Source organism: Halolamina pelagica, from assembly GCF_900115675.1.
Classification (GTDB): Archaea; Halobacteriota; Halobacteria; order Halobacteriales; family Haloferacaceae; genus Halolamina; species Halolamina pelagica.
Window position 1 is genome coordinate 53,985 of the sequence record NZ_FOXI01000004.1, and the last position, 26,291, is coordinate 80,275.

Sequence of the window (26,291 nt, forward strand, 5' to 3'; positions counted from 1 at the left end):
AGCGAAGTATTATTGTGCGCCGGTTCGTCGGCCGGGATATGAACGTGGATTCCCAAGAGATCACCGCGCTCGTGGGTCGGGAGGTCTACTCCAACAACGGGGTCTTCGTCGGCGAGGTCGAGGACGTCCGGCTCGACCTCGGCGCCGAGCAGGTCACGGGACTGGCGCTCGCGGATCTGAACACCGAACTGTTCCAGGGCAACATCGAACGCGGGAAGGGCGTGATGATCCCGTACCGCTGGGTCCGCGCGGTCGGCGACGTGATCCTGATCAACGACATCGTCGAGCGACTCAAGGGGCCCGAAGAGGCCGAAGAGCCGCTGGCGTAGTTCTCCTGTCGACTCGTCGACGCCGCGAGGTGGGTTCACCTTCGCGGCCGTTCGTCGCCGCGTAGTCGTTTCACGAGCCGTTTCCCGCCTCGCCTTCCACACCCATCGCCTCGAACAGCTTCCGGCGAACCGCCTCCTCGGCGAGGCTGAGCAGCGTATCACGGTTCTCCTCGCTCGTCTCGATGCCGCCGAAGACGCCGAGGGGAATCTCGACGCTCGCCTGCGTCGAGTGGCCCGCGGCCTCGCCGATGTCGCCGAAGGCGTCCTGCAGCACCTTCCCGATGTTGAGCCGGATGTCCTTCGAGCGCGCCGAGAGGTAGATGGTGTCCTCGGCGATGCCGAACACCGCGGTGGTGGTGATGCCTTCCAGGTTCAGCAGGTGGGAGGCCGCCTGCGTGAGCGCGTCGCGGTCGCGGATGAACCCCGCGTTGGAGACGAGGTGGCTGCCCTGCACGTCGCGGTTCTGGATCGCTTCGGCGAGCACGTCGAGCGTCTCCGGGGACATCGACGGCGACTCGACCTGCTCGAGCGTCTCGTGGTCGGCGAACGGGTAGAGGTAGGCGGCGGCGGTGAGGTCGGCGGGCGTGGTGTCCCGCTTGAAGTCGAGCGTCTCCGCCCGGATCCCGTAGAGGAGCGCGGTCGCCACCTCCTCGCTGGGGGAGATGTCGAACTCCTGCATGTACTTCGTCAGGATCGTCGACGTGGAGGAGACGTTCGGCCGCACGTCCACGAAGGAAGCGTCGACGTCCTCGTCGGGTTCGTAGTGGTCGATGAACACGTCGATGGGGACGTCGATGTCCAGTTCGCCGCTCTTCATGTGGTCGACCAGCGCCAGCGCGCCGTAGGAGGAGAGCGCGGGCGCCTCGTCGCGCTCGGTGAGTTCGATCCCGAGCAGGTTGACGAACGCGCGGTTCTCCTGGTGGCCGATGTCGCCGTCGTAGAGGATGTCGGCGTCGACGTCGTAGCTCTCGGCGATCGCCCGCAGCGCGACCGCGCTGGCGATCGAGTCCGGGTCCGGGCTGTGGTGGGTCAGGATCGCGAGGTCGCCGTCGGCGTTGCGCAGGATCTCCGCCAGCTGGCGCGCCTTGTACTCCATCTCGCCGGACTCCAGGGTCCGCAGCGCGGAGTCGGCGATGACCTCGGAGGGGTTGATCACCACGTCGGCGCCGAGTTCCCGGAGCTCGTCGCCGCTGACGGGGTCGGAGGCGCGAACGACGATGAACTGGTCCTCGTCCCGTTCCCGGATCGACTCGACGGCGGCCTTGTTCGCCTCCACGTCGGAGGCGAGGATCAACAGCACGTCCCGGTCGGCGACGGCGTCGACGACACCGGGGGTGGCGATGTCCTGCACGACCGCGTTGAGGTCCTGGTCCCGCAGTGCCTCGACGCGGTCCTCGTCCTTGTCGAGGATGAGGACGTCCTTCCCCTCCGCGTCGAGCGACTCGGCGACGGCGTGGCCCACGCTCCCGCAGCCGAGAATGGCGTACGACGACATCGAGGAGATGCTGACCCCGGTGCTCATGAGTTATCGGATTTTCCGCGGGACGACACTTAAGGCCCACCGTTCGGTTCGGCGCGAAAAGGAAACCCTCTTTATCGCGCCGCCGGGATGTGGTTGTGAGGGCCGGTAGCTCAGTTAGGGAGAGCGACGGACTCTTAATCCGTCGGTCGAGGGTTCAAATCCCTTCCGGCCCGCTTCTCGTGTTTCGAACGAACGTGGGAAACCGAGAGCGTCGCGGAAGGATTTGAACGACGGAACGAGCGACCAGCGGGAGCGACGTTCCGGTAGTTCACAATCCCTTCCGGCCCGTTTTCCGGCGAACGAAGTGAGCAGTGGAAACGCCGCGGAGGGATTTCTCCCAGCGAGCACGCGCGACCGTGGTTCAAACCCCTTCCGCCCCGGTCCGGGCACGAACCACCCTCCGTTCCCAGTCGGTGATATGTTGCACAACGTTAATGTCCTGTCTGAGCGACTGTTCAGGCGTTATGAGCACCGACGACGTGTTCGAACGACTCGACCGGGGACTCGACCGTGTTCGCGAGGAAATCAACGAGGGCATCGACGCCTCACAGGAGACCAGCGAGGAACTCCGTACGACCGTCGAGGAGTCGCTGGACGACCTCGACGACCGACTGGAGACGCTGCGGGACCAGACCAAGAAGCAACTCGACGCCGCCGTCGACGACTCGCAGGAGACGAGCGAGGAGGTCCGCCGGGAGGCGAACGACGCCATCGACGACCTCGAAGACGGGGTCGCGACGCTCCGGGAGCGGGTCGAACGGATGGGGGAGGAGGCCCGCCAGGACAGCGTCGAGGCGATAGATAACCTGCAGGCCGAACTCGACGACCTCCGGGACCGAGTGGACAAGTGATGGCCGTCGCCGGGAGCGATGGTGACGCCCCGGGAACGCGTCCTTTTTGGCCGCGTAGCGGGAACCGCCGGTAATGGCGAAAGTGAGCGTCGGCCTTCGCGGCTGGCGGTTCGACGAGGACGAGGTGTTCACCGAGGACGGGGAGTGGGCGCCGCTGGACGAGATGCCCGACGACGCCCGGAACCGGCTGTTGCGGCTGGGCCTGCTGATGGACCAGCCCTGCGACGCCTGCTACCTCGAGTACGGTGAGGAGGAGAAGCGACGCGCCAACCCCGCGGCCATCGTCTACGGCGAACCCGGCGACGAGGTGTTGCTCTGTGACGACCACGAGGCCGACTTCCTCTACTGGTTCCGCGAGGAGGGCGGCAGCGAGCTCGCCGGCGAGGAACGGTTCCGCGACGAGTTCCACGAGTGGTTCGTCGCCGGCAACCGCGCGCCGGAGGGGTACGGCCCCGACGAGCACGTCGAGGAGGCGCCGGGCGACATGCCGAACCTCCCGACGCCCGAGGAGGCCCAGCGCCGCCTCGAGCAGGCCGTCGACTTCGAGGAGAAGCGCTACGACCTCCGCGCGGCCGAGGGCGACGACGAGGAGGGGGACGACCTCGACGTGGCCGATCTCGATCTCGACACAGAGTACCCCAGCGGATGAGCGAGGACCGACCCGCCGACGCCGGTGCGACGGCGGCGAGCGACGCCGACGGGGCCGCCAACACTGACGGCACCGTCGACGCCGACGACGCCGCTTCCGACAGCACCGTCGACGACGCCACCCCCGATATCTCGGTCTGCATCGTCGACCCCCAGACCCCGGGCAACGTCGGCACCATCGCCCGAGCGATGAAGAACTTCGGCGTCGAGGACCTGCTGTTGATCGACCCGCCGGAGATCGAACCCGACGGCGAGGCCTACGGGTTCGCGGGTCACGCCCGCGAGGACGTGCTCCCCGGCGCCGAGGAGATCTCCTTCGACGAGCTCCGTGCGAACTACCACACCGTCGGCTTCACCGCGATCACGGGCGAGGACAGCCGCAAGCACGTCCGGTTCCCCTACAGCACGCCCGCGGACCTCGTCGAGGAGCTCCGGGGCGTCGACGCGCCCGTCGCGCTCGTGTTCGGACGCGAAGACAAGGGGCTCTCGAACGAGGAGCTGAGCCGGCTGGATCAGGTCGCCTCGATCCCCGCCGATCCCGACTACCCCGTGATGAACCTCGGGCAGGCGGCGACCGTGACGCTGTACGAACTCCGGACGCTCACGGTCGAGGACACCCAACTGCCCGACACCGAGCCCCACCGCGCCGACCCCGAGACGGTCGAGCGGTTCCACGACTACTGGGACGAGTTCCTGACCGCGATGGGGCACCGCGAGCACAAACACGAGAAGACCGAGCGGATGTTCCGCCGGCTCGTCGGCCGGGCTGACCCGACCGACCGCGAGGTCACGACGCTGCTCGGCGTGCTCCGGCGCGCGACCGATCAACTCGAGGAGCGGAAGGAACTCCTCGACGAACTGGGCGAGGAAGACGAACTGCGGCGCTGACTCTCGATCCCGCTCAGTCCGCGTAGTGGACCTCGACGCTTCCGTTCTCCGAGAGATCGCTGTGGACGACTTCTGCCGTGTCGCCGAGCCCCAACGCCGCCAGCGGGTCGTCGACGGTCGCTAACGCGAACCCGCAGGCCACGAGCAGGAAGCCGGCCGCGGTCGTGGCCGTCGGCGCGCGGCCGAGGACGGCCCACGCCGCCATCGCCGCCGTGACCGGTTCGAGGTAGGCCACGAGGTTCACCCGGACCGGCCCGACCCGGGAGAGCAGTTCGAAGTAGAGCAGGTAGCCCACCACGGCGGCGCCGAACACGAGGTAGAGGAACGGGAGGGCGGACGAACCGCTCGCGACGCCGGCGGGGAACGACTCCCCACGGACTACGGCGGCGCCGACGAGCAGTATCGACCCGAGCAGCATCGCCCAGCCCTGCATCGCCGCCGGCGGCAGCCCCGAGTCCAGCGCGCGCAGGCCGACCGAGCCGCTCGCGAACAGCGCGACCCCGACGAACACCAGCGCGACGCCCGACAACGGCACGTCGCCGCCGCCCGGATCCGCGATGACGACGACGCCGGCGAGCCCGAACAGCAGGCCGAGCCCGTCGACCACGTCGGGCGACTCGTCGGCCAGCAAAACGCCGGCAGCGACGGTCGTCAACACCGGCGAGAGGCTGACGATCACCGAGGAGATCGACCCCGAGATCGAGGCCGTGCCGAGGTACAGCAACCCGTGGTAGCCGGCGACGACGAAGGTGCCGACGACGCCGATCGCGAGCCACTCGGCGCGGTCCCGTGGTCGGAACCGCCCGGTCGCCGCGGCGACCGCCGAGATGACCGCGCCGGCCAGCAGGTAGCGCAGGCCGGCGAACCACAGCGGCGGCACCGACCCCAGCCCCATCTCGATGGCGACGAACGAGCCGCCCCAGATCCACGCGAGGGAAACGAACAACACTGCGGCCAGAAGTTGGCCGCGACTCCAGCGAATCGTACTCATTTCGTATTCAGAACGAATTGAGGGGCGTACTTATGCTTGTCTTCCCCGGTACGTCGATAGTTCGGAAGCAGTTCGGAAAACAAGGTCTCAGTTAGGCGAATCACTCAGTTTACCGCAATCCCTTTGGTCCGAGGTCCCGAACGACCGGTATGGACGAGCGCGACGTGCGCCTGCTGAAGGCGATCTCGGATCTCGGCACCGGGAGCCCCGAGCGACTGCACGAGGAGACCGACATCCCGGTCTCGACGATCCACTACCGGTTGAACAACCTCCGGGAGGACGGCGTGATCGAGAACGACCTCTACGACCTCGACCTCGACGAACTGGGGCTCGGCGTGACCGTGGTGATCGAGGTGCTCGCGGACTACAGCGGCTCCCACGAACAGCTCAGCGAGCGCCTGCTCGCCGTCGAGGGCGTGACGGAGGCGTACTTCACGATGGGCGAGACGGACTTCGTCGTCGTCGCCCGACTGCCCGACAGCGACGACGTGGAGCGGCTCATCCGGGCGTTCGAGGACATCGAGGAGGTCGACCGCACCGACTCGACGTTCGTGATCAAGTCGCTGCGGGACGGCCAACGACCGCTCGAGAGCTACTCGCTGGATTCGCTGGTCGGGATGCTCGCGGACGAGTAGAAAACCGAGCCTGCGCGGGCCGAATCAGGCCCGCTTCTGGATCTCCTCGCGCAGCACCTCGCTCACGAGGTCGCCGCCGGCCTGCCCCCGCAGCGCGCCCATGCACTCGCCCATGAGCCCGGAGAAGGCGCCCATCCCCTCCTCCTCGACCTGCTCGGCGTTCCGCTCGACGACCTCCTGTACCGCTTCGCGCACCTCGTCCTCGCCCACGCCGCCGACGCCCGCCTCCTCCATCGCGTCCTCGGGCGTGAGGTCGGGGTCCTCGGCGAGCGCCGTCAGCACGGGGTTGACGCCCTCCTTCGGGAGGTCGCCGTCCTCGACGAGCAGCAGCGTGTTCAGGAGCGCGTCCTCCCGGATCGACGCCACGTCGACGCCCTCGCGGCTGAGTTCCGTCAGCGTCGACTCCAGCGTCGAGGCGGCGAACGTGGGGTCGACGCCCGCCTCGACGGCCTCCTCGAACAGCACCATCCGGCGCCCGAAGGCGACCTGCTCGGCGAGCCCCTCGTCCAGCCCGAGTTCGTCGGCGTAGCGCTCGACGCGCTCCGTGAGGAGTTCGGGCGTCTCGACCTCGCTGGGGTCCGGTTCCACGGGCGGCACGTCGGTCTCGGGGTACATCCGCGCCGCGCCGGGCAGCGGCCGGAGGTAGCGCGTCGTCCCGTCGTCGTTGGCGCCGCGGGTCTCCTCGGGCACGCCCTCGATCGCGCTCCGGGCGCGGTCGGCGGCGGCTTCGATGGCCTGGTCGGCCACGTCGGCGCCCGCGGCGACGATGGCGACCGCGTCGTCCTCGCCGGCGTCGACGGCCTCGCGGAGCGATTCGACTTCGTCTTCGGTCACGCCGTAGGCCGGCAGTTCGTCGGTGTGGAAGATGCCGCCCGCGCCGGCGCGCTTGGCGTGGTCGGAGAGCTCGGTGCCGAGCCGACGGTCGGGCTGGATCTCCCGGCCGACGAGGCCGTCGAAGCCGTAGAGCGGGACGGCGGTGACTTTGCCGCCCGAATCGAGCGCGCCGCGGATCACGCCGGAGTCGGTGTCGGCGAACGCCTCGCTCACGTCGCTGACCTCGCCGACGGCGGCGCCGCGGGCGTCGAGTTCGTCGCGGATCTCGAGCAGTTCGACCTGCCGGTCGACCTCGTTGGCGACGATGTCGCGGATGTCGCCCAGCGCCTGCACGCCCTTGATCTCGACCCGGGCGCCCTCGGCGATCGAGACGTTCACGTCCTGCCGGATCGTGCCCAGTCCGCGCTTGACCGACCCCGTCGATCTGAGGAGCATCCCGATGTGCTCGGCGGCCTCGTAGGCCTGCTCGGGCGTACTGATGTCCGGGGCGGTGCCGATCTCGACCAGCGGGATCCCGAGCCGGTCCAGCGAGTAGCGCACCCCCTCCTCGGTCTCCTCGACGCGCTGGGCCGACTCCTCCTCGAGCATCACGTCGACGATGCCGACCGAGCCCTCGCTGGTCTCGATCTCGCCGTTCTGAGCCAGCAGCATCGAGCGCTGGAAGCCGGAGGTGTTCGAGCCGTCGATGACCAGCTTCCGCATCACGTGGGCCTGATCGACCACGTCGGCGTCGAGCAGGTCGGCGATGCTCATCGCGACCTCGAGGGCTTCCTCGTCGATGCGGGCGGGGGGCTCGTCGTCCTCCTCGACCAGGCAGGTGGTGTCGTAGGCGAGGTACTCGAACGTGCGGTCGACGCGGCTCTCCTCCATCGCCGCCTCGTCGAGTTCGCCGAGTTCGCTCCGGGTCGGGTGGAGCTCCCGGGTGATCGTGTGGGTCGCCTCCTCCGGCTCGCGGAGTTCGGTGGGCGACTCGCAGAACAGCTTCGTCTCGGTGTCCAGCTGTTGGTGGATCTCGAGGCCGGCCACGAGGCCGAGTTCCTCGTAGTCGCGGGCGTCGTCGCTCATACGTGGTTTGGGGGCCGGCGGGGGTAAAAAGGGTGTCAGTTGGGCGTGGGCCGGGCTACTCGGCGCGGAATCGGCGGGCACCGAAGCCGACGAGGACGAGGCCGAGCAGCGTGATGGGCGCAGCGGGGATGCCGGTTATCCAGCAGCCGTCCCCGTGAGCCGTGAGGGCTCTGTACGTCTCGTTCTCGTAGCTGACTGTGTAGGGGAGATCGAGGTCGTCGTCGACGGTGAGGTGGCCGTCGGTTTCGAGCGCTCGCAGGAACGCATCTTGCTGGCGCTCGGAGAGGGAGTCGAACGCGACAGGTTCGTACTCGGTGTCAGCAGGCTCGACCGACACCATCTCCGTCGAGCTACAGACGTACGCATCCCAGAGGAAGTAGCCGCCGACGGTAGCGAGGACGACGCCGACGGCGACGAGCAGCAGGGACCAGTGCGTTTTCACACTGTCCGCGGACTCTCGGTCGCCCTAAGTGCTTTCTGTCCGAAAGAGCGCCGGCGAAGCGAGTTTCGGTACCTCAGTCCTCGTCGCCGAGGATCCCGCGGTGGGTCATCTTCTCCGGATCGAGCACGTCCGCGGCCTCCTCCTCGGTCAGGTAGCCTTCAGCCACAGCCACTTCCTTCACCGACTTGCCCTCGGCCAGCGCCTTCTTGGCCACTTTCGACGCCTTGTCGTAGCCGATCGCGGGGTTGAGCGCCGTCGCCAGCGCCATCGAGCGCTCGACCTGGGCCTCGCAGTGCTCCTCGTTGGCCTCCAGTTTCGCGACGAACTTCTCGGCGAACGTCGTCGCGCTGTTGCTCAGCAGGTCCGCAGACTCGAGGAAGTTGTGCGCGATGACGGGCTTGTAGAGGTTCAGGTCGATCTGTCCCTCCGCGGCGCCCGCGGAGACGGCGGCGTCGTTGCCGACGACCTGCTTGTGGACCTGGTTCACCGCCTCGGCGACGACGGGGTTGATCTTGCCGGGCATGATGGAACTCCCGGGCTGGTTCTCGGGCTGCTCGATCTCGCCCAGGCCGTTCCGCGGCCCCGACGCCAGCAGGCGGAGGTCGTTGGCGACCTTGTTCAGGCTCCCGGCGATCACGCGCAGCGCGCCGTGGGCCTCGCTCATCGCGTCGTGGGCCGCCTGCGCCTCGAAGTGGTCGTCCGCTTCGCGGAACTCGAGGCCGGTCTCCTCGCTCATGTACTCGGCGGCAAGTTCGGGGAACTCGGGGTCGGTGTTGAGCCCCGTCCCGACCGCAGTGCCACCCAGCGCCAGTTCCGCGAGGCGCGGACGGACGCTCTCCAGTCGGTCGATCCCCTTCTCGACCTGCGTGCGGTAGCCGCCGAACTCCTGGCCGAGGCGGACGGGCGTGGCGTCCTGCAGGTGCGTGCGGCCGGTCTTGACGACGCCGTCGAACTCGCCCTCCTTCGCCGCGAGTTCGTCCCGAAGCGTCTCCAGCGCGGGGACGAGGTCCTTCTCGACGGCCTCCAGCGCGGCGACGTGCATCGCCGTCGGGATCACGTCGTTGGAGGACTGGCCGAAGTTCACGTCGTCGTTGGGGTGGACGACGCGATCGCCCACCTCGGCGCCCGCGATCTCGGCGGCGCGGTTGGCGATGACCTCGTTTGCGTTCATGTTCGAGGAGGTGCCCGAGCCGGTCTGGAACACGTCGACCGGGAACTGGTCGTCGTGCTCGCCGGCGATGACCTCGTCGGCGGCGGCGACGATGGCGTCGGCGGTCTCGGCGTCGAGGTGGCCCAGCTCGCGGTTGGCCTGCGCGGCGGCCTTCTTCACCACGCCGAGTGCGCGGACGAAGCGCCGCCCGAACACGGCGTCCGAGATCGGGAAGTTCTCGACCGCGCGCTGGGTCTGGGCGCCCCAGTAGGCGTCCGCGGGCACCTGCACTTCGCCGAGGCTGTCCTCCTCAGTTCGGTAGTCCTCGCTCATGCGCGTTGGATCGGCCGGTGCAGCGTAAAACCCTCCGGTCGGCGGCGACCGATGCCTTACTCCTCGTCGGTGTTCCGCTCCGCGTACTCCTCGGGCGTGTACGTCTCGATCTCAAGTGCGTGGACGCTGTCGGTCATCTCCTCGCCCACGGCGTCGTACACCATCTGGTGTTGTGCGACCAGCGTCTCGCCCTCGAACGCCGGCGAGACGACGACCGCGGCGAAGTGGGCGTCCTGGTGGTTCCGGTCGTGGTGCGCCCGGGGGAGGTCGACCGTCGCCTCCGCGTCGGGGATCTCGGCCTCGATGATGGCTTCGAGTTCGTCGGTCTCCATACTCCACTCCCGGGGTGCAACGGGGAAAAGCCGGTCGGTGGATGCAGACCGGCGGGGGCACGGAGGGTCACACTCAAGCCGGCGGCCCGTCCACCCGTGTCCGTGTCCGCCGCCGACCCCGCAGCCGCCGCGCGAGCGCACCTGCTCGATACGCACGCTGACACCCTCGACGCCGTGCTCGCCGCCGCCGACACGGTGGCGGCGGACTGGAACCCTCTCGACGACGGCCGGCCGGCGACCGCCGAGCGCGACCAACTGGTCGACGGGCTGCGTTCGGAACTCGCCGACGGTGGCGTGCTCGAGACGCTCCCCGAGACGCTCGTGTCGGCCGTCGACGCCGCGGGGTACGCGCTGCCAGCGACGCCGGTGCCCGCGCCGCCGTACGTCGTGCTCACCACCACGGGCCCGGTGCTGCGCGGGACAGTCGACGACGGCCGGCTCGTCGTCAGAATCGACTGTTTCGAGATCGTCCGACAGCCCGACGGCGTCGACGCCCCCGTCGCGTACGCCCACCGGGCGGCGTCGCCGGACGCGGCGCTGTCGGTCTCGTTCGTGGCGCCGGAGTAGGGGCCCCAGCCTACGTCCAGTCGTCCAGCCCGGTCTGGACCAGCGACTCCTCGATTCGCTCGAAGCCGCGCTCGACCTCGTCGGCGTCGACCTCCCACTCGTCGACGACGTACGCGCGGGCGGCGTCGATGTCGGGGTCAACGTCCAGATCCACATCGTACTCGTCGGTGACCGGCGGGTCGAAGAACAGCTCCCGGATCCGGTCGGCGTTCTCGACGTACACGTCGTCGGCCTCCATCACGCCCCAGATGTCGCCGTGCTCCTTCACCGCTTTCACGGCGGTCTTGGGGCCGTAGCCGCTGACGCCCTCGTTGAAGTCGGTGCCCATCAGCAGCGCCACGTCGACGAGCTGTTCGTAGGTGATCCCGTGCTCGTCGAGGGTCGCCTGCAGGTCCATCAGCTCCGGGTCTCCCTTCGAGGTGAGTTGGCGCAGCGTCCGCGGTGCGCCGAAAACCATCGTGTCGTAGTCCTCGCTGCCGGCGTAGTCCACGTCGCCCCGGGCGGCCATGTGGGCACACTGGGCCTCACCCTCCGCCGGCGCCTCGATGTACGGCACGTCCAATCGGTCCAACAGCCCGCGCGTGGTCTCGTGGATGGTGTCGGTCAGGCGCTGGGTCCGGGCGTCCAGCCGTGCGGCCTCGACGCCGTCGCCGGCCGCCGCGGCTTCCTTCCGGCGTTCCTCCGCCTTCTCGCGCTGTTCGCGCCGGCGCTCCACCTCGTCGCTCTTGAGGTCGGTGACGCCGCCGTCGAAGACGAGCACCGGCGTCACGTCGTGTTCGAAGAACTTCGGCAGCCCCTGTACGACGCCGACGAGGTTCGCGACCTCCTCGCCCGATCCGGTGGTGTACACCGAGTCGGCGGTGAACTTCACCGTCGTCGTGAGGTAGCGATAGAGCCAGTTGTGCGCGTCGACGGCGACGACGCTGCCGGCGAGCGAGTCGAAGGAGACCTCCTCGATCGCGGCCACGTCGCGGAGATCCGCGTTGCCCATGGGCCGCGTAGCCGACGAGCGGGCTTGAAGGTGGAGGTTCGGCGGTCAGGCCTCCGGGAGGTCGGCGGCGCCGTCGTCGCGGCTCGGTACCCCCACGAGTTCCGGCGCCCCGTCGCCCTCGTGGCGGTCGAGGAACGCGCGCTCGTCGTCGCTCAGGTCGCGGTCCTCGTCGGTGCGGAACGTGTCCAGCCCGCACTGGTAGGTCGCGGCGTCGCGCTGGCCGGGGCGTTCGAGCACCAGCTCCGCGAGCCCGGTCTCCCGGCCGGTGAACACGAACCCGGCCTTGTAGAGCGCGTGGTAGGCGAAGGGGTTGTTGACCGCGATCCGGCAGCGCCGGTACCCCCGGTCCGCGGCGCGCTCGGCGACGAACGCGGCGAGCCGGGCGCCGATCCCCTCCCCACGGCGGTCGTGGCGGGTGGTGATGTACCGGATCCACAGCACGCCCGGGTCGGTACGGTCCTCGTTGAACGCGGCGGCGGCGACCACGTCGCGCTCGAAGGGGTCGTCCTCGCTCCCCGGTTCGGGGCGCTCCACGTCAGCGTCGACGCGCGGCGGCGCTGCGCGTGGCCCCCCCGGGTCGCGGGCGACGGCTTTCCCCGTGTTGGACATGACGAACTTCCCCGCGTAGCTGAACTCCCGGAAGTCGAGCCGGAGCGTCGGCCCCGTCTCCGGCCAGCCCAGCAGCGCGAACTCCATGTCCGACCGAAACGGCTGGATCCTTATGAGCGTTCGCTCGTCCGAGGGTTGATTCCGTCGGGGCACCAAGCCCCCGCAATGACTGGCTGGCTGGGGCGGGGCGACGTGCAGTTCTTCGACCGTGTCGCACGGCTCTACGACGTGTTCATGCCGCCCTCGGGGACCGACTGGGCGACCGCGGCGTTCGACTTCGCGGATCGGCCGGTCGAGCGCGTGCTGGATCTCGCGGGCGGCACCGGTCGGGTCTCGGCGGCGCTCGCTCACGACTACGACCCCGTGGTCGCCGACGTATCCGCGGGGATGCTCACTCGAGCACACGACCGCGGGCTTCCGACCGTCCGCGCGGACGCGGGCCGCCTCCCGCTCCGTGACGACGCCGTCGACGCCGCGGTCGTCGTCGACGCCTACCACCACCTCCCCGACCGCGCGGCCGCGATCCGGGAGGCCGCACGGGTCGTCGCGCCGGGTGGCGTCGTGGTGATCCGGGACTTCGACCCCACCACGCTCCCGGGCCGGGGGATCGCGGCGAGCGAGGCGCTGTTCGGGATGGACTCGGAGTTCGTGGCCGCCGACGCCGCGGCGCAGGCCCTCACGCGGGCCGGACTACAGGCTCGCGTGCTCGACCGCGGCACCGTCTACACGGCCGTGGGCCGCGTCCCCCGGGCGGACTGATCGGAACTGGAGCGAAGGAGTCAGTACGGAGGAGGGGAAAGCCGGGCCCATGAGCGAGTCGTTCCTCTCGAAACGGGTCGACCGGTCGGCCGCGCCGCTTCTGGTCGGCGACGTGATCGCGATCGTCGCGGTGATCGCGATAGGTATGGAGTTCGGGCACAACACCCTCACCGGACCGATCGCGCTGGCCGAGACCGCCGCGCCCTTCCTCGTCGGCTGGGCCGTGGCGAGCGTCCCGATCGGCGCCTACTCCGCCGGCGCCGCCGAGTCGGCCAAGGCCGCGGTGCCGCTGGCGCTCCGCTCGTGGGTGCCGGCAGCGGTCGTCGGTGTGTTCCTGCGCGGACTGCTGCAGACCGACCTCGATCAGGGGCTGCTGGTCTTCCTCGCCGTGATGCTGGTCACCGGCGGCGTCGCGCTGGGCGGCTGGCGCTGGGTCGCGTTCAAGCTCCGGTAGCCGGCGACGCCGTTCCCCGGCTGGTTCGTCAGTGGCACTCCGCCGGTCGACGCGCCGCGACCAGCCGGACATAAGTTACAAGAATTCATTAAGGCGGTTCGGCAGAGGTCCCGAAAAGGTCACCTGTGGCCACGATTCGGGTTACCTCGACTACCGGAGTAACAATTAATACCGACGCTGCCAAAGGTTTCACCGGAGTATGACTGGCTACTACGACTACGTACTGGCCCTGATTCCGGCGGTGTTGATCGGAGTGACGGCAGCGCTCTCGCTCCTCGGGATCCCCTTGCGTGGGGCCCTGTTCCTCGGGGCGGGGGCGTCGACGGTCGTAGTCGGCCACGCGCTGTTCGTGCGGACCCCGGTGGCCGACGAGCGCCGGACGCCCGACGCGCCGGCCCGCTCGGAGCCGCCGGCGTCGAACGCGGACTGATCGACGCGGACGCTGTTTCTCGACCGGGGTCGGCAAGTACGCTTTAGACGGTCGCCGCCCACGGTTCGGGTATGACCGAGACGCTGTTCCTGCGCAGTGACGAACTCGACGGCCTCGCGACGCCGGCGGAGTTCGTCGACGCCGTCCGCGAGGGGTACCGCCAGCGCGGCGAGGGCGCCGCCGCCGAACCCCGCACCAAACTCGGCAGCGAGGAGCCCCCGGGGATGCTGACCACCTACGGTGCGGTATTGCCCGATACGGGGGCCATGGGTGGCTACATGTACAGCGCCGGCTTCGCCGAGCGCGACGCGTGGTTCGCGACGCCGCTGTTCGACGCCGAGTCCGGCGAGCCGCTGGCGCTGCTCGACGGCGCGTCGATGAACCCGTTCAAGACCGGCGCGACGGGCGCCGTCGGCGTCGACGCGCTCGCCCGTGCGGACGCCAGTAGCGTCGCCGTCATCGGTTCGGGTTCCCAGGCCCGGGGCCAACTCCGCTGTACGGCCGAGGTCCGCGACCTGGAGACGGTCTGGGTTTACTCCCCGACCAAGGAGTCCCGCGAGGAGTTCGCCGGGGGGATGAACGAACGCCTCGACGCCTCCGTCGCCGCCGTGGCCTCCCCCGCCGCCGCGATCGAGGACGCCGACGTGGTGATCACCGCGACCACCGCCTCCGAGCCGGTGTTCGACGGCGACGACCTCGCGCCCGGCACGCACGTCACCGCGATGGGGCAGTACGACCCTGACAAGCGCGAACTCGACGCGACCACCATCGAGCGCGCCACGTACGTCCCGGACCTCCGGGCCCGCGCGACGCAGGACGCCGGCTCGTTCCTCCACGCACTGGAGGCGGGCGTCGTCGACGAGGACCACGTCCACGCCGAGCTCGGCGAGGTGGTCGCCGGCGAGGCGGAGGGCCGAACCGACGAGGGGGAGATCACGGTGTTCGACTCCGGCGGTACCGGGATCGAGACGGTCGCCGGCGCGTACCTGCTCTACGAGAAAGCCGTCGAGGCGGGACTGGGCGAGACGATCGACTTCTCGCCGGCGAGTCAGGCGCTGACCGGCGAGTGAGCGTGGACTCGTGTTCGACCGGCTGTTCCCCGGCTGGACCGCGCCGGGACTTCTCGCCGCGCTGGTCGCCCTCCGGACGCTCCGTAACGTCGCGCTGACGGCGTCGATGGGTGAGGCGTCGGACTCCCCTGTCGCCGTGCTCGTTGGCGCGGCGCTGACGCTCGCCTCGTTCGTGCTCACCGTCGGCGTCCTGCGCGGGACGTTCGGACTCACCCTCAGCCACGTCGAGAGCCTCCTGCAGGTGGCGCTGCTGGTACTCGCTGCGGCCGTCGTCCGCCGCGGAGACGGGGACGGGCGGCGGCGGGCCGTCGTCGCCGGCGTCGCCGCGGTGCTGCTGTACCTGTTCTCGATCCCGCTGTTCGGCGAGGCGACGGTGGCGCCGTAGTCGACGGCCGCCGGCGGATCGCGGTCGCAGTTCGGAGGAAGAAATCGCCGCGGGAACCCGCCCGACGACAGGTATAACCCACCGTATCGCCTCGTTTCGAACGAGCGGAGCGACCGCCACACATCACCATTCAGCCCGGATCGGGCACCCACCATGCAAGACACAGCCAAGTACCTCATTCACGCGAAGCTATCGGCGGACGGAGTGATCGAGCGGAGCGACGTCGTCGGCGCGGTGTTCGGCCAGACCGAGGGTCTGCTCGGCGACGAGATGGACCTGCGGGACCTGCAGGACTCCTCGAAGGTCGGCCGCATCGACGTGAGCGTCGAGACCGAGGGGGGGCAGTCCTTCGGCGACGTGACCATCGCCTCCTCGCTCGACAAGGTCGAGACCGCGATCCTCGCGGCGTCGCTGGAGACCATCTCCCGGGTCGGCCCCTGCCAGGCCCGGATCGAAGTCACGAACATCGAGGACGTGCGCGCCGCCAAGCGCCGCATCGTCGTCCAGCGCGCCAAGGAACTGCTCGCGAACTCCTTCGAGGAGACCGTCCTCACCAGTGACGAACTCCACGAGGAGGTCCGCGAGTCGGTCCGCGCCGGCGAGATGAACCAGTACGAGGGGCTCCCGGCCGGCCCCAACGTCGAAGACGGCGACGCCATCGTCGTCGTCGAGGGGCGAGCGGACGTGGCCCGCCTGCTCGAGTTCGGCGTGAAAAACGCCGTCGCCGTCGAGGGGACGAACGTCCCCGACGCGGTCGCCGAACTCACGGAGGAGCGAACGACCACCGCCTTCCTCGACGGCGACCGCGGCGGCCAACTCATCCTGCGCGAACTCGGGCAGGTCGGCGACGTCGACTTCGTCGCGTTCGCGCCCGAGGGGCGATCCGTCGAGGAGCTCCCCCGCGGCGAGCTGCTCGCCGCGCTCCGGGAGAAGACGCCCTACGAGGTGTACGAGCGCGCCCGGCAGGCCGGCGACCCCGACTCCGCCCGCGAGGTCGCGACCGGCGGATCGAGCGGCGAGACGGCCGAGACCGCGCCCGTCGTCGACGGCGAGGCGCCGCCGCTACGTGACGACGGGCGCTCGGCGCCCGCGAACCGATCGCCCGACTCCGGTGGGGGGGCCGAGTCGGACGGTCGTCCCGGTGACGAGGCAGCCGCGTCGACGGCAGACCGCAGCTCGGCGGCGATAGCCCAACCGTCGCTCGTCGACCAGGTCGAAGACGCCGACACGACCGACTCCCCGGACGAGAGCGCCGAGGCGTCGGCGACGCTGCGCGACCACGTCCGAGAGGTCGTTGGCGAGAACGCCGGTACGGTCCGGCTGCTCGACGACGACTGGGAGCCGCTGACCGAGGCGCCTGCCACCGACGCCTACGAGACCGTCGACGGCGCCGAGAGCGCCCACGCGCTGGTGCTCGACGGCGAACTCGACCAGCGCACGCTCGACGCCGCGGCCGACCGGGACCTCCAGCACGCCGTCGCCCGGACGACCGGCGAGTTCGTCAAACAGCCCGCGACCCCGCACGTGCGGCCGGTCGACGGGTTCCTCACCTGATCGCTACCGCTCGGGACACTCCCGCAGGTGTGAGGCGATGTCCGGCACCGACTCCCCACAGAGGCTACACTCGAAGGGTTCGGTCTGTCGGCCGCCGCGGTCGGTGTAGTCCACCTCGTACCCCTTCGCGGAGAGCACTTCGCTGACCACGTCGCGTTTCTCGTGGGGTACCGACGCGCGCAGGCGTCGCCGGACCGAGTCCGGGGAGATCTCCTCGATCCGTGTCTCGTTCTCCGCGAGCCAGGCTTCGACGACCTCCGACAGCACGTGCTCCTCGCGGAGGTACGCGATCCCCGTCAGGCCGCCCGCGACGCCGGCCGTCGACCCCCCGCCACCCGGGCCGCCGGAGATGTTGAGCGTCCCGATCAGCGCCCGCACGTTCTTCGCGAGGTTCTGCACCGGGAGGTCGTCGCGGGGGGACGGGCCGTGCTCCGCGAGGTAGCGCACCGCTCGGGAGTCGGCTGGCTTCTTCGGCATGGTCTCACACACCACTGTGCGCTCCAGAACTGTATGCGTATCGGCAGGTCACCCATCGCCGGCGACCGCCCGCAGCAGGTAGCCGGCGCCGTCGTCGTAGGCGTCGGGTTCGACCGCGAGGCGCTCGAAACCGAGCTCCCGGTAGAGCTCACGGGCACCCTCGTTCCCGGCGGCGACCCGGAGGACGACGGCCGTCCCGGGATCGAGTCGGTCGAACAGCGCCCGGAACAGCGCCCGGCCGCGGCCCTCCCGGCGGTGGTCGGGGTGGACGACCAGCTCGGCGGCGTGGACGGGGTCGCCCGGAAACCAGAGGAGGTAGCCGACGACCGCTCCCGACTCGGTCGAGACGAACAGCTCCCCGCCGGCGACGGGGGCGAGCAGTTCGGGGGCCGGTTCGGGGAGGAACTGCTGGAGGTTGCGGACCGCGGGGCGGTCCGCGGGGCGACCCTCGCGGATCACACCGCGAACGCGAGCAGCACGCTCGCGAGCGCCCCGGCGAGCGTCGCGAGCAGGTTCACCGTCTCGTTCTCGAGCCGGTCGCCCTCGACGGTGGCGCCGAGCACGCTGTCGGCCGTCATCCCGGCGAACCCGCCGACGGTGACGAGCGCGACGACGGTCGTCGACCCCCGGCTGATGCTGAGCAGGACGACCGCCAGCACGCCGACCAGCGCGGCGCCGACGAGGCCGGCGAGTTCGCCCTGCCAGGTGACGGCGCCGTCGGTGCCCGGCGGGACGCGCTCGCCGGTCGTCACCAGCCGCGGGGTGTCGAACAGCCCGCCGATCTCGCTGGAGAGCGTATCACCCGTCGCCGTCGCGAGCGAGCCGGCGAAGGCGAGCCGGAACAGGTCCGGGTCGATCGGGAACTCCCCCGCGCCGACGGCCGCGAAGCCGACGACGGCGACGAGCGCGATCCCGGCGTTGCCGAGGACGTTCCCGAGCCCGCGGGCGCCCTCGTTCTCCTCGGCGACGCCGCGTTCGGCCTTCTCCTCGTACCGGTACTTGGTCGTGAGCGAGCCGACGCCGAAGAAGGTGAGCAGGAGGATGAACCACCCGGGGCCGCCGAAGCCGATGGTGACGAGGCTGAACACCACGCCCGCCAGCATCCCCTCGCCGGAGGCGGTGCCGGTGGCGTAGGTGAAGCCGCCGAGGAAGAGGGCGACGCCCAGCGCGAGCGCCACGTCGAGCACGTGGACCGCGGGGACGAGCGCCCCCACGACGAGCATCGACGCGCCCACCGCGAACGTTACGGCGGCGGTGTCCCCCGGCGAGAGCATCGAGCGCGTGAGCGCGCCGACCAGCGCCGCCATCGCGGCGTGGAACGTGAACGTCGGCGCGGCCGCGAACCCGACGTCGACGCCGGCCGCGGCGAACGGCGTCGACCCCAGCGCGACGACGATCAGTTGGGCCAGCAGCGCGGCGACGAACGCGGCGGTCGCGAACGCCGCGACGACGAGGAACTGCTCGTCGAGGCGGTCGCGGACGGCTGTCGCGCCGAGGTTCCCGACGCCGACGGTGACGACGCTCGCGGCGAACGCCGGGAGCGGCATCGTGTAGGTCGCGGCTACGGGTGGCGCCGCGAGGAAGGCGAGGACGGCGGCCGCGAGCGCGAACGAGGCGAGCCCGTAGAGTCGGCCGGCCTGTCGGTCGCGCGGCCGGGCGAACAGCTCGAACAGCGGGCCGTCGTCGACGAGTAACGCCGCGGCGCCGGCGACGGCGAGAAACGGCAGCGCCGTCGCCCGCCCCAGAAGCGGCGCCGCGAGTGCGAGCAGGGAGACCGCGGCGAAGCCGGCGTCGCGCCTGAGCCTCCGGTTCACGTCGTCGGCTACCTGCGACGCCTACTTAACGGTCCCGACACCACGCCGTCCCCGGACGGTCGCCCGTACCGGGCGCCGACGAAGGGTTTTCGAGCACGCGACCGCTACTCGGCGATGTGGGAGCCTACGACGCCTATCTCGCCCTCCGTCACCGCCTCGCCGACGCCGACGGCCCCGACCACGTCGCGCTGGTGCTCACCGAGCGCGACCTGCTGGAGCAGGGAGCTTACGGGACGCTCGAAGCGACGCTGCGCTGGGCGTTCGACTACGGCGCCGAGCGCGTCACGGTCTCGGTGTCGGTGCTCGACGAGGCGGTCGTCCCGACGCTCGTCCGGGAGCTTCGGGGGATCGAGGCACCGCGCGAGGTGGCGGTCCGCGGCCCCGACGACGCCGAGCGCGCGGACGCGCCGATCCGGATCAACGTCGGCCTCGGCGGCCGCGGGGAGTTCGCCCGCGCTGTCCGGGAGATGGCCGAGGACGTGGCGGCCGGCGATCTCGATCCCGCGGACGTCGACGAGGAGACGGTGACCGACCACCTCGTGTTCCCGGAGGAGCCGGATCTGCTCGTCAAGACCGGTGCCGAGCGGCTCTCCGACTTCCTGATCTGGCAGTCGACCTACTCGGAGCTCTACTTCACCGACGTGAACTGGCGCGACTTCCGGAAGCGGGACTACCTCCGGGCGGTTCGGGAGTTCGAGGATCGACAGCGTCGGTTCGGGGAGTAGTTGATCCACTGACCGGCTGCCCGCGTGCCGAGTCGCTCAGTCCGCCGACCCGGCGTTCGCGTCGAGTTCGGCGTCGATCTCCGGGACCGCTGTACCGGGGAGTTTCTCGCGCAGCCGGCCGGCGACCGTGCGGGCCTCCGCGAGTTCGGTCTCCGCGACGGCACGCACGATCGCCGCCGCGCGCTCGCGGCGGGTGCGCTGCCAGGACCGCTCGCGGGACTGGTAGGTCCGGATCCCCCGCAGGAAGTCGATCTTCGAGAACTCCGGCCAGTAGGGCGCACAGAAGTAGGCCGCGGCCTCGTTGCCGTTGGCGTGCCACGGCAGGAAGTTCGAGGTCCGCTCGTCGCCGCCGGTACGGATGATCAGGTCCACGTCCCGGACCTGGCGGCCGTAGAGGCGGTCGTCGACGAGGTCGATGTCGATCTCCGCGGGGTCGAGATCGTCGCCGTCCACGTCCTCCAGCACGTCGCGGGCGGCCCGGAGGAGTTCGTTCCGGCCGCCGTAGGCGAGTGCGACGTTGAGCCGGAAGGAGCCGTAGTCGGCGGTCCGCTCCTCGGCGTACCGGATCGACTCCTGGACGCGCTCGGGCAGGCGGTCGGTCTCGCCGATGGCGCGGATCGCCACCTCGTTCTCGTGGATCCGGTCGTGGTCGGCGATCGAGGTGAGCTTCTCCTCGAGCAGGTCGTAGAGGTGCTCGCGCTCCTCGGGCGGACGCTTGAAGTTCTCGGTCGAGAACGCGTAGAGAGTGAGCTCCTTCACTCCGAGGTCCTGGCACCACTCGAGCACCTGCTCGGTGGTCTCGGCGCCGGCGCGGTGGCCCTCGGAGGCGTCGTCGCCCTGTTCCCGGGCGTAGCGCCGGTTGCCGTCCTGGATGATCGCGACGTGGGAGGGACCGCCGTCGCCCTCGCGACGGAGCAGCCGCTCGTAGGCCCGCGCGACCTGCTCTCGGACCCACTGCTTCATGGGTGTCGGTGCGCCGTCGTGAGGTATGAGTCTTGTGACGTAACGAGACCACGGCCCCCCACTGCCGTGGCCTCCGTGCCACGGCGGGAGAGACTAAGCCGTGGTCGTGTGTAACGAAACGGCGGCGCGCGGACACACTGTACGGTGGCGACGGAGACGACCCACAAACCGGCATCCACCAAAACCGCTGACACCGCCGGCAGTAGGCTCCCACAAACGACTTAACCGAGAGCGACGCAGTGGAGGCCATGGATCCCGTCGCGCTACAGTTGGACATCGATTTCCGGCAGCTCGGCGTCGAGGCCGGCTCCGGCGCCCTCATCGGCGCCCTGATCGGCTTCGCCGCGAAGAAAGTCGCCAAGATCATCGCCGTGCTGGTCGGCATCGAACTGGCGCTGTTCAAGTTCCTCGAGTCCCGCGAGATCATCACCGTCGACTGGGACAAGCTGACGTCGGGGATGATGGGCGCCAGTCAGGACGCCGCCAGCGGGACGCCGCCGTCGTGGCTGGACACGATCCTCTCGACGGTCTCGGTCTCGGCCGGCTTCACCGGCGGCTTCTACGTCGGCTGGCGGCGCGCGTAACGATCGTTTCGAGAAGCGTCGCCAGCGCCTCAGCGCGTCTTGAGGTCGTCTTTCTCCTTGACGATGCTCGTCTCGGCCTCGCCGCTGGTCTCCTCGTTGACCAGGTCGTAGAAGTCGTTCTGCATCCCCGCCGGGAACGTGACGACGCCGATCCACGAGCCGTCGGCCTGCCACTCCTCGCGTTCGAGGTCGCCGTACTGCCGGATCTTCGCCTGTGCGCTGCCCGCGTAGTCCGCGGGCACGTTGACCGCGACGGTGACCTCGTCGAACCGGATCGGGATCACCGGCCGGAGCGCCTCCAGCGCGTCGTCGACCTGAGCCTCCACGGGTTCCATCGGGTCGATGGAGAAGCCAGCCTCCTCGAGCGCCCGCTCGATGCGCTCGGGCGGGTGGGGCGCGTTGTCCATCTGGGGGTTGACCGCGTTCCGGGCGATCTTGTTGATCAGCGCGTTGTGCTTCTGCTCCTCCATCTCCTTGCGCTGCTCCGCGGTGATCTGGATCTCCCCGCGCTCGACGACCTCCGGGATGATCTCCAGCGGGTCGGTCGTGCCGAACACTTCCTCCAGCGCGCTCTCCGCGGGCCGATCCCCTCGCGAGGCGTTCTCGAACACGTCCTCGGCGGCGATCACGTCCTCGAGGTCGCCCTCGAACTCGCCGCGTTTCATCTCCAGGGCGGCGTCGGGGTCGATGAGCACCTCGAAGCGCTCGCCGTGGGACTCGAGCCGCGCGGTGACGGCATCGTCAAGCGGAATCATGCTTCAGGGTTCCACGGCCGGGACCATAAACCGTCGCCCTCCGGTCAGCCGAAGGCGCCGAGGCTCGACTGCATCTCGCGCTCGCTCGTCCCCTCGCGGACCTCGTACCCCACCAGTTTCCGCATGTCGACGGCGTAGGTGCTCCCGGCCCGGTCGAGCAACAGGATCCGGCCCTTCACCCCCCGAACCGTCCCCGTGGCCATCGTCTCGGTCACCGGTCGGCCGTCGAGGTCCAGGCGGTAGTCGAAGTCGAAGGTCTCGATCGGGTCGAAGTCGGACAGGAGGGCGGCCCACGCGTCGTCGTCGACCGAGCGACCGAGGCCGTCGATCTTCGTCGGCACCCGGATCCGGTCCGGGATGCGCTCGGCGATGCCGGCCTCGATGCGCCGGGCGGCGCGGCCGTCGTCGACGGTCCGGACGTGGGCCGCGCGGTCGGCGCCCTGCTCCAGCAGTCGCGTCTCGAGGCGCCACTCGCGGGTGACGCCGACCTTGAACGTGTCCGGGGCGAACGCCGCGAGGTACACCGCGTGGTCCTCGAAGCAGTCCATCTCGTCTTTCAGGCACTTCCCCGTGCACTTGGCACAGACCCAGACCTGGCTGTGGGCGTCGCAGTACGGCGCCGCGTCGGCGTCGCAGGCGGCGTGGCCGTCCTCCTCGACGACGCCGGCGCAGTGGCGCTCGCCCAACTGGTAGGCGATCTCGGTGCCGGGGGGCAGGTCGACGTACTCCACGTCGCCGTCCCGGGCGAGCAACAGGCCGCCATCGCCGGCGTCGTACCCCACGAACTGCACACGCTGGCTTGGACGCCGGCCCGCATATGGCTGTCCATCCCGGCGATCGGTCGTCGGTCCGCCCGGCTAGCGACGGGAATATTTCTTTGCGTACGGGGAGAGACTATGTCCGAAGCGCGTTAGTTACAGGCAGTAGCCAATAGATTTTTCACACCTCTCTGTTAGTTCCTGACTGCCATGCCAGAGGATGACTCGGGAACGAAGCGGCGAACCGTACTGAAAGCGACCAGCGGGGCCGTCGGGGCCGGGGCGTTCTCCGGACTCGCATCGGCGGGTGATGCGACGGTCGAAGTCAACGTCGGCTACGAGAACGACCGCGGCCGCGGCGCCGCCGTCGAGGCGGCGAGCGAGGTGGTCCGGGAGTTCAACTTCGACGCGCTCACGATGCGCGTCTCCCGGAACGCGATCGAGGGGCTAGAAAAGAACCCCGACGTCCGCTACGTCGAGGAGAACGGCACGATGGAGGCGCTGGCCCAGTCGCTCCCGTGGGGCCAGGACCGCGTCGACAGCGAGGTGGCCCACGCGAACGGCGACACCGGTGACGGCGCCGACATCGCCGTCCTGGACACGGGGATCGACTCCGACCACCCGGACTTGACCGCCAACGTCGGTGCCGGGAAGGCGTTCGTCTCCTGTGAGACCAAAGGTGGCTGCCGGTACGGCGTCAAGCCCGCGGACAACACCTGCTACAACTCGTGGGACGACGACAACGACCACGGCTCCCACTGCGCCGGTATCGCCGACGCCGTCGACAACAGTCAGGGGGTCGTCGGCACGTCGACGACGGCGACGCTCCACGCGGTGAAGGTGCTCGACAAGTGCGGCTCCGGGTCCTTCTCCGACATCGCCGCCGGCGTCGAGTACGTCGCCGACCAGGGCTGGGACGTGGGCTCCATGAGCCTCGGCGGCTCCAGCAGCTCCTCGGCGCTCCGGGACGCCTGCCAGTACGCCCACGACAAGGGCGTGTTCCTGGTCGCCGCCGCGGGCAACTCCGGCCCCTGTACCGACTGTGTCGGCTACCCCGCGGCCTACGACACCGTGATGGCCGTCTCCGCGACCAGTTCCGACGACAGCCTCGCCGACTTCTCCTCGACCGGACCGGAGGTCGAGATCGCGGCGCCGGGCGACACCATCAACTCCACCGTCCCCGGCGGCTACAGCGAGTTCTCGGGCACGTCGATGGCGTGTCCACACGTCGCCGGCGCCGCGGGGCAGCTGATGGCCAACGGCGCGACCAACACCGAGGTCCGCGACACGCTGAACAACACGGCCGAGGACATCGGCCTCGGGAGCAACGAGTCCGGCAGCGGCCTCCTCGACGTGGCCGCCGCGCTGGGGTACGACTCGAGCGACAACTGAGTACGCGGTCCGGTCCCCGTTCCTGCCGCTGTTCGGTCCGAAAACACTGGGAGACGGCCGGCCGACCGCACCGCCCGACCGGTGACTCGGTCTCAGGCGTCGGACGCGTCCCGTACGTCCATCGAGCGACAGTTCGGACAGCGCACGCCGATCATCCGCGTCTTCGGGCGGTCGAACTCGGTGCCACACGACGCGCACTCGTAGGTGAACACGTCGTCGTCGCCGTCGGACCCGCCGGAGATCGCGTCCGCGATGGAACCTAGGAGCCCAACGCTCATTGGCTCTCCCGCGGGGTTGCCCCGCGATCCGCTTCAACTTGCCCTCAAGTCTGGGGTCGTGACGCCAAATGACGGATTCACCGCCTATCCGGAAGGGTCAGAGGCTGAGTCCACGGACAAGCCCCACCCTCAAAGCGCCGGAGGCGCTTAGGTGGGGTAGTTGACAGTTGGGCCGGTTCCCGGCGCTTAGAACGGGTACTCCCGGTCCTCGCGCTGGATCGAGACCCACTTGGTCTCGGTGAGCTCCTGCAGGATGGTGTCGCTGTTGTAGCCGCCCATCCCGGAGGCGTTGGTCCCGCTGAAGGGGACGTGGGCCTCGTCGTTGATCGGCTGATCGTTGATGTGGACGTGGCCCGTGTCCATCGCGTCGGCGATGTCCATCGCCGTGTCGAGGTCGCCGGCGTGGACCGAGCCCGAGAGCCCGTACTCGGTGTCGTTGGCGATCTCGACCGCCTCCCCGACGTCCGAGAACGGGATCACCGGCGCGACGGGCCCGAAGTGCTCGTTGGCGGCGACGGGCATCCAGTTCTCCACGCCCGAGAGCACCGTCGGTTCGACGACCAGCGAGTCTCCCTCGTCGACACCGTCGACGGCGACCGTCCCGCCGCCGGTCTCGATCGTCGCGCCGGCGTCGACGCTCTCGTCGACGTAGCCCAGCATCTCCTCGCGCTGGGAGTCCTCGATGATCGGGCCGACGACGGTCTCGGGGTCGTGTGCGCTCCCGGTCGGCAGGTCGGCGGCCCGCTCGGCGAGTCGCTCGACGTACTCGTCGTAGACGCTCTCGTGGACGACGTGGCGGTTGATGGAGATACAGACCTGTCCCTGGTGGACGAAGCTCCCGAACGTCGCCGCGTCGAGGGCGGCGTCGAGGTCCGCGTCGGCCGTGACGACGTGGGCGTTGTTCCCGCCGAGTTCCATCGCCTGCACCGAGAGGTTCTCGGCGGCCGTCGCGGCGACCTGCCGGCCCACCGGCGTGGAGCCGGTGAACGTCACCGCGTCGCTCTCGTCGTGGCCGGCGACGGCGTCGCCGATGTCGCTCCCGTTGCCGGTGACGACGTTCAGCAGCCCGTCGGGTGCGCCGGCGGCCTCGAACAGCTTCGCCAGCAGCAGGCCGCCCGCGATGGGGGTGTTGCTCGCGGGCTTCAGCACGACCGCGTTCCCGAGCGCGATGGCGGGCGCGACCGCCCGCATCGCCAGGTTGACCGGGAAGTTCCACGGCGTGATGGCGGTGACGACGCCGACGGGTTCGCGCTTGACGACGTTCTCCTTCCCCGGGACGTTCGACTGCTTGTGCTCGCCGGCCATCCGGTTGGGCAGCGTCGCCGCCTCGCGCAGGTGGTCGGCGGTGATCGCGACGGAGGTGTGGCCCATCACCGTCGTCCCGCCGGCCTCCGCGGCCAGCAGGTCGACGATCTCCGCCTCGTGGTCGTCGAGCAGGCGTGCGACCTCCTGCAGCAGTTCGGTTCGTCGGGCGGGCGGCTGCTCGGCCCACTCGGCCTGGGCGGCCGCCGCGACCTCGTACGCGTCGTCGACGTCGTCCTCGGTCGCGGCGGGCACGCCGGCGACCGACTCGCGGGTCGAGGGGTCCTGGACGGCGATCGTGTCACCGCCCGCTGCGGGGCGCCACTCGCCGTCGATGTAGAGGTCGGTCCAGTCGCTGTCGATCGAGAGGTCGAGGCTCATCGTCGACCGTAGGGGCCGGGTGT

The 26,291-nt window shown here is 70.0% G+C and carries 31 protein-coding genes and 1 tRNA gene; 16 read left to right on the forward strand and 16 right to left on the reverse strand.

Annotation, left to right across the window (positions count from 1 at the left end; all coding sequences use genetic code 11):
* Window positions 1–38 precede the first annotated feature (38 nt).
* Window positions 39–329, forward strand: coding sequence for a PRC-barrel domain-containing protein (locus tag BMZ83_RS06785; RefSeq protein ID WP_074876975.1), 291 nt, complete (start codon window positions 39–41; stop codon window positions 327–329).
* A gap of 70 nt (window positions 330–399) precedes the next feature.
* Here BMZ83_RS06785 and BMZ83_RS06790 read toward each other — a convergent pair whose 3' ends face one another.
* Window positions 400–1,851 (reverse strand): DHH family phosphoesterase, encoded by a 1,452-nt coding sequence (locus BMZ83_RS06790; RefSeq protein WP_074876977.1) that lies wholly within the window; start codon window positions 1,849–1,851, stop codon window positions 400–402.
* Between the two features lie 99 nt (window positions 1,852–1,950).
* On the opposite strand from BMZ83_RS06790, the gene BMZ83_RS06795 reads away from it, so the two are divergent.
* From BMZ83_RS06795 to BMZ83_RS06810, 4 genes are all read left to right on the forward strand, one after another.
* A tRNA-Lys gene (locus BMZ83_RS06795) sits at window positions 1,951–2,024 on the forward strand.
* A gap of 291 nt (window positions 2,025–2,315) precedes the next feature.
* Window positions 2,316–2,702: a hypothetical protein gene (locus tag BMZ83_RS06800; RefSeq protein ID WP_074876979.1), complete on the forward strand. Its 387-nt coding sequence runs from the start codon at window positions 2,316–2,318 to the stop codon at window positions 2,700–2,702.
* Window positions 2,703–2,775: 73 nt separating this feature from the next.
* Window positions 2,776–3,351 (forward strand): hypothetical protein, encoded by a 576-nt coding sequence (locus BMZ83_RS06805; protein WP_074876981.1) that lies wholly within the window; start codon window positions 2,776–2,778, stop codon window positions 3,349–3,351.
* Entirely contained in the window at window positions 3,348–4,238 is an 891-nt protein-coding gene (locus BMZ83_RS06810) for an RNA methyltransferase (RefSeq protein ID WP_074876983.1), read from the forward strand. The genes BMZ83_RS06805 and BMZ83_RS06810 overlap by 4 nt, the downstream gene beginning before the upstream one ends.
* Window positions 4,239–4,251: 13 nt before the next feature.
* Here the strand turns inward: BMZ83_RS06810 and BMZ83_RS06815 are convergent, their stop codons facing one another.
* Window positions 4,252–5,229, reverse strand: coding sequence for a DMT family transporter (locus BMZ83_RS06815; RefSeq protein ID WP_074876986.1), 978 nt, complete (start codon window positions 5,227–5,229; stop codon window positions 4,252–4,254).
* A 149-nt stretch (window positions 5,230–5,378) separates the two neighbouring features.
* On the opposite strand from BMZ83_RS06815, the gene BMZ83_RS06820 reads away from it, so the two are divergent.
* Window positions 5,379–5,864, forward strand: coding sequence for an Lrp/AsnC family transcriptional regulator (locus BMZ83_RS06820; protein ID WP_074876988.1), 486 nt, complete (start codon window positions 5,379–5,381; stop codon window positions 5,862–5,864).
* 24 nt (window positions 5,865–5,888) lie between these two features.
* Here the strand turns inward: BMZ83_RS06820 and gatE are convergent, their stop codons facing one another.
* The 4 genes from gatE to BMZ83_RS06840 form a co-directional block, all read right to left on the reverse strand.
* On the reverse strand, window positions 5,889–7,763 hold the full coding sequence (gene gatE / locus BMZ83_RS06825) for a Glu-tRNA(Gln) amidotransferase subunit GatE (RefSeq protein ID WP_074876990.1): 1,875 nt from the start codon (window positions 7,761–7,763) through the stop codon (window positions 5,889–5,891).
* Window positions 7,764–7,818: 55 nt separating this feature from the next.
* Window positions 7,819–8,205 carry a hypothetical protein gene (locus tag BMZ83_RS06830; protein ID WP_074876991.1) on the reverse strand — a complete coding sequence of 129 codons (387 nt, stop codon included), beginning with the start codon at window positions 8,203–8,205 and terminating at the stop codon, window positions 7,819–7,821.
* Window positions 8,206–8,278: 73 nt separating this feature from the next.
* A complete protein-coding gene (locus BMZ83_RS06835) occupies window positions 8,279–9,688 on the reverse strand; it encodes a class II fumarate hydratase (RefSeq protein WP_074876992.1) in 1,410 nt (469 codons plus the stop codon).
* Between the two features lie 56 nt (window positions 9,689–9,744).
* On the reverse strand, window positions 9,745–10,020 hold the full coding sequence (locus BMZ83_RS06840) for a BolA family protein (RefSeq protein ID WP_074876993.1): 276 nt from the start codon (window positions 10,018–10,020) through the stop codon (window positions 9,745–9,747).
* Between the two features lie 102 nt (window positions 10,021–10,122).
* Here BMZ83_RS06840 and BMZ83_RS06845 point away from each other — a divergent pair, with 102 nt between their 5' ends.
* On the forward strand, window positions 10,123–10,587 hold the full coding sequence (locus BMZ83_RS06845) for a hypothetical protein (RefSeq protein WP_074876994.1): 465 nt from the start codon (window positions 10,123–10,125) through the stop codon (window positions 10,585–10,587).
* Between the two features lie 10 nt (window positions 10,588–10,597).
* Here the strand turns inward: BMZ83_RS06845 and fen are convergent, their stop codons facing one another.
* A complete protein-coding gene (fen, locus tag BMZ83_RS06850; protein WP_074876995.1) occupies window positions 10,598–11,578 on the reverse strand; it encodes a flap endonuclease-1 in 981 nt (326 codons plus the stop codon).
* 45 nt (window positions 11,579–11,623) lie between these two features.
* The gene (locus BMZ83_RS06855) at window positions 11,624–12,274 is read right to left on the reverse strand and encodes a GNAT family N-acetyltransferase (protein WP_074876998.1); all 651 of its coding nucleotides are present in this window, start codon (window positions 12,272–12,274) and stop codon (window positions 11,624–11,626) included.
* A 78-nt stretch (window positions 12,275–12,352) separates the two neighbouring features.
* Between BMZ83_RS06855 and BMZ83_RS06860 the strand changes: the two genes are divergently transcribed.
* The 6 genes from BMZ83_RS06860 (at window position 12,353) to dnaG (ending at window position 16,839) form a co-directional block, all read left to right on the forward strand.
* The gene (locus BMZ83_RS06860; RefSeq protein ID WP_074877000.1) at window positions 12,353–12,946 is read left to right on the forward strand and encodes a class I SAM-dependent methyltransferase; all 594 of its coding nucleotides are present in this window, start codon (window positions 12,353–12,355) and stop codon (window positions 12,944–12,946) included.
* Between the two features lie 49 nt (window positions 12,947–12,995).
* Window positions 12,996–13,400 carry a DUF3054 domain-containing protein gene (locus BMZ83_RS06865; protein WP_074877002.1) on the forward strand — a complete coding sequence of 135 codons (405 nt, stop codon included), beginning with the start codon at window positions 12,996–12,998 and terminating at the stop codon, window positions 13,398–13,400.
* A gap of 199 nt (window positions 13,401–13,599) precedes the next feature.
* Window positions 13,600–13,830 carry a hypothetical protein gene (locus tag BMZ83_RS06870; RefSeq protein WP_074877004.1) on the forward strand — a complete coding sequence of 77 codons (231 nt, stop codon included), beginning with the start codon at window positions 13,600–13,602 and terminating at the stop codon, window positions 13,828–13,830.
* A gap of 71 nt (window positions 13,831–13,901) precedes the next feature.
* A complete protein-coding gene (locus BMZ83_RS06875; protein ID WP_074877007.1) occupies window positions 13,902–14,900 on the forward strand; it encodes an ornithine cyclodeaminase family protein in 999 nt (332 codons plus the stop codon).
* A gap of 10 nt (window positions 14,901–14,910) precedes the next feature.
* Complete coding sequence (locus BMZ83_RS06880) at window positions 14,911–15,285, forward strand: hypothetical protein (RefSeq protein ID WP_074877008.1); 375 nt, start codon at window positions 14,911–14,913, stop codon at window positions 15,283–15,285.
* A 153-nt stretch (window positions 15,286–15,438) separates the two neighbouring features.
* Window positions 15,439–16,839, forward strand: coding sequence for a DNA primase DnaG (dnaG, locus tag BMZ83_RS06885; RefSeq protein ID WP_074877009.1), 1,401 nt, complete (start codon window positions 15,439–15,441; stop codon window positions 16,837–16,839).
* Between the two features lie 3 nt (window positions 16,840–16,842).
* On the opposite strand, the gene BMZ83_RS06890 is transcribed toward dnaG, so the two are convergent.
* The 3 genes from BMZ83_RS06890 to BMZ83_RS06900 are packed head-to-tail and all read right to left on the reverse strand — an operon-like array spanning window position 16,843 to window position 19,130.
* The gene (locus BMZ83_RS06890; RefSeq protein WP_074877010.1) at window positions 16,843–17,316 is read right to left on the reverse strand and encodes a hypothetical protein; all 474 of its coding nucleotides are present in this window, start codon (window positions 17,314–17,316) and stop codon (window positions 16,843–16,845) included.
* Window positions 17,317–17,364: 48 nt separating this feature from the next.
* Window positions 17,365–17,775, reverse strand: coding sequence for a GNAT family N-acetyltransferase (locus BMZ83_RS06895; RefSeq protein ID WP_074877012.1), 411 nt, complete (start codon window positions 17,773–17,775; stop codon window positions 17,365–17,367).
* The gene (locus BMZ83_RS06900) at window positions 17,772–19,130 is read right to left on the reverse strand and encodes a DUF92 domain-containing protein (RefSeq protein ID WP_074877014.1); all 1,359 of its coding nucleotides are present in this window, start codon (window positions 19,128–19,130) and stop codon (window positions 17,772–17,774) included. Before BMZ83_RS06900 ends, BMZ83_RS06895 begins: the two co-directional genes overlap by 4 nt.
* Before the next feature lie 116 nt (window positions 19,131–19,246).
* On the opposite strand from BMZ83_RS06900, the gene BMZ83_RS06905 reads away from it, so the two are divergent.
* On the forward strand, window positions 19,247–19,855 hold the full coding sequence (locus tag BMZ83_RS06905; RefSeq protein WP_074877016.1) for an undecaprenyl diphosphate synthase family protein: 609 nt from the start codon (window positions 19,247–19,249) through the stop codon (window positions 19,853–19,855).
* Window positions 19,856–19,891: 36 nt separating this feature from the next.
* Here BMZ83_RS06905 and uppS read toward each other — a convergent pair whose 3' ends face one another.
* Window positions 19,892–20,818 carry a polyprenyl diphosphate synthase gene (uppS, locus tag BMZ83_RS06910; RefSeq protein WP_074877018.1) on the reverse strand — a complete coding sequence of 309 codons (927 nt, stop codon included), beginning with the start codon at window positions 20,816–20,818 and terminating at the stop codon, window positions 19,892–19,894.
* Window positions 20,819–21,066: 248 nt separating this feature from the next.
* On the opposite strand from uppS, the gene BMZ83_RS06915 reads away from it, so the two are divergent.
* A complete protein-coding gene (locus tag BMZ83_RS06915; protein ID WP_074877020.1) occupies window positions 21,067–21,402 on the forward strand; it encodes an FUN14 domain-containing protein in 336 nt (111 codons plus the stop codon).
* 29 nt (window positions 21,403–21,431) lie between these two features.
* On the opposite strand, the gene BMZ83_RS06920 is transcribed toward BMZ83_RS06915, so the two are convergent.
* Window positions 21,432–22,157, reverse strand: a complete 726-nt coding sequence (locus tag BMZ83_RS06920) for a ribosome assembly factor SBDS (RefSeq protein ID WP_074877023.1) — start codon at window positions 22,155–22,157, stop codon at window positions 21,432–21,434.
* A gap of 44 nt (window positions 22,158–22,201) precedes the next feature.
* Window positions 22,202–22,948 (reverse strand): DUF2797 domain-containing protein, encoded by a 747-nt coding sequence (locus BMZ83_RS06925; protein ID WP_074877025.1) that lies wholly within the window; start codon window positions 22,946–22,948, stop codon window positions 22,202–22,204.
* A 177-nt stretch (window positions 22,949–23,125) separates the two neighbouring features.
* Here BMZ83_RS06925 and BMZ83_RS06930 point away from each other — a divergent pair, with 177 nt between their 5' ends.
* Window positions 23,126–24,307, forward strand: a complete 1,182-nt coding sequence (locus BMZ83_RS06930) for a S8 family peptidase (RefSeq protein WP_074877028.1) — start codon at window positions 23,126–23,128, stop codon at window positions 24,305–24,307.
* Between the two features lie 92 nt (window positions 24,308–24,399).
* On the opposite strand, the gene BMZ83_RS16270 is transcribed toward BMZ83_RS06930, so the two are convergent.
* Together BMZ83_RS16270 and BMZ83_RS06935 are read right to left on the reverse strand one after the other, a co-directional pair.
* Window positions 24,400–24,585, reverse strand: a complete 186-nt coding sequence (locus BMZ83_RS16270) for an Rpo12/RPC10 RNA polymerase subunit family protein (protein ID WP_143076909.1) — start codon at window positions 24,583–24,585, stop codon at window positions 24,400–24,402.
* Between the two features lie 186 nt (window positions 24,586–24,771).
* Window positions 24,772–26,268 carry an aldehyde dehydrogenase family protein gene (locus BMZ83_RS06935; RefSeq protein ID WP_074877030.1) on the reverse strand — a complete coding sequence of 499 codons (1,497 nt, stop codon included), beginning with the start codon at window positions 26,266–26,268 and terminating at the stop codon, window positions 24,772–24,774.
* Window positions 26,269–26,291: the final 23 nt, after the last annotated feature.

Bases quoted from the DNA above. Each gene is read 5' to 3' on its own strand.
- BMZ83_RS06785 (WP_074876975.1), top strand. From the start codon at position 39: ATGAACGTGGATTCCCAAGAGATCACCGCGCTCGTGGGTCGGGAGGTC.
- BMZ83_RS06790 (WP_074876977.1), bottom strand. From the start codon at position 1,851: ATGAGCACCGGGGTCAGCATCTCCTCGATGTCGTCGTACGCCATTCTC.
- BMZ83_RS06800 (WP_074876979.1), top strand. From the start codon at position 2,316: ATGAGCACCGACGACGTGTTCGAACGACTCGACCGGGGACTCGACCGT.
- BMZ83_RS06805 (WP_074876981.1), top strand. From the start codon at position 2,776: ATGGCGAAAGTGAGCGTCGGCCTTCGCGGCTGGCGGTTCGACGAGGAC.
- BMZ83_RS06810 (WP_074876983.1), top strand. From the start codon at position 3,348: ATGAGCGAGGACCGACCCGCCGACGCCGGTGCGACGGCGGCGAGCGAC.
- BMZ83_RS06815 (WP_074876986.1), bottom strand. From the start codon at position 5,229: ATGAGTACGATTCGCTGGAGTCGCGGCCAACTTCTGGCCGCAGTGTTG.
- BMZ83_RS06820 (WP_074876988.1), top strand. From the start codon at position 5,379: ATGGACGAGCGCGACGTGCGCCTGCTGAAGGCGATCTCGGATCTCGGC.
- gatE (WP_074876990.1), bottom strand. From the start codon at position 7,763: ATGAGCGACGACGCCCGCGACTACGAGGAACTCGGCCTCGTGGCCGGC.
- BMZ83_RS06835 (WP_074876992.1), bottom strand. From the start codon at position 9,688: ATGAGCGAGGACTACCGAACTGAGGAGGACAGCCTCGGCGAAGTGCAG.
- BMZ83_RS06840 (WP_074876993.1), bottom strand. From the start codon at position 10,020: ATGGAGACCGACGAACTCGAAGCCATCATCGAGGCCGAGATCCCCGAC.
- fen (WP_074876995.1), bottom strand. From the start codon at position 11,578: ATGGGCAACGCGGATCTCCGCGACGTGGCCGCGATCGAGGAGGTCTCC.
- BMZ83_RS06855 (WP_074876998.1), bottom strand. From the start codon at position 12,274: ATGGAGTTCGCGCTGCTGGGCTGGCCGGAGACGGGGCCGACGCTCCGG.
- BMZ83_RS06860 (WP_074877000.1), top strand. From the start codon at position 12,353: ATGACTGGCTGGCTGGGGCGGGGCGACGTGCAGTTCTTCGACCGTGTC.
- BMZ83_RS06865 (WP_074877002.1), top strand. From the start codon at position 12,996: ATGAGCGAGTCGTTCCTCTCGAAACGGGTCGACCGGTCGGCCGCGCCG.
- BMZ83_RS06870 (WP_074877004.1), top strand. From the start codon at position 13,600: ATGACTGGCTACTACGACTACGTACTGGCCCTGATTCCGGCGGTGTTG.
- BMZ83_RS06875 (WP_074877007.1), top strand. From the start codon at position 13,902: ATGACCGAGACGCTGTTCCTGCGCAGTGACGAACTCGACGGCCTCGCG.
- dnaG (WP_074877009.1), top strand. From the start codon at position 15,439: ATGCAAGACACAGCCAAGTACCTCATTCACGCGAAGCTATCGGCGGAC.
- BMZ83_RS06890 (WP_074877010.1), bottom strand. From the start codon at position 17,316: ATGCCGAAGAAGCCAGCCGACTCCCGAGCGGTGCGCTACCTCGCGGAG.
- uppS (WP_074877018.1), bottom strand. From the start codon at position 20,818: ATGAAGCAGTGGGTCCGAGAGCAGGTCGCGCGGGCCTACGAGCGGCTG.
- BMZ83_RS06915 (WP_074877020.1), top strand. From the start codon at position 21,067: ATGGATCCCGTCGCGCTACAGTTGGACATCGATTTCCGGCAGCTCGGC.
- BMZ83_RS06920 (WP_074877023.1), bottom strand. From the start codon at position 22,157: ATGATTCCGCTTGACGATGCCGTCACCGCGCGGCTCGAGTCCCACGGC.
- BMZ83_RS06930 (WP_074877028.1), top strand. From the start codon at position 23,126: ATGCCAGAGGATGACTCGGGAACGAAGCGGCGAACCGTACTGAAAGCG.
- BMZ83_RS16270 (WP_143076909.1), bottom strand. From the start codon at position 24,585: ATGAGCGTTGGGCTCCTAGGTTCCATCGCGGACGCGATCTCCGGCGGG.
- BMZ83_RS06935 (WP_074877030.1), bottom strand. From the start codon at position 26,268: ATGAGCCTCGACCTCTCGATCGACAGCGACTGGACCGACCTCTACATC.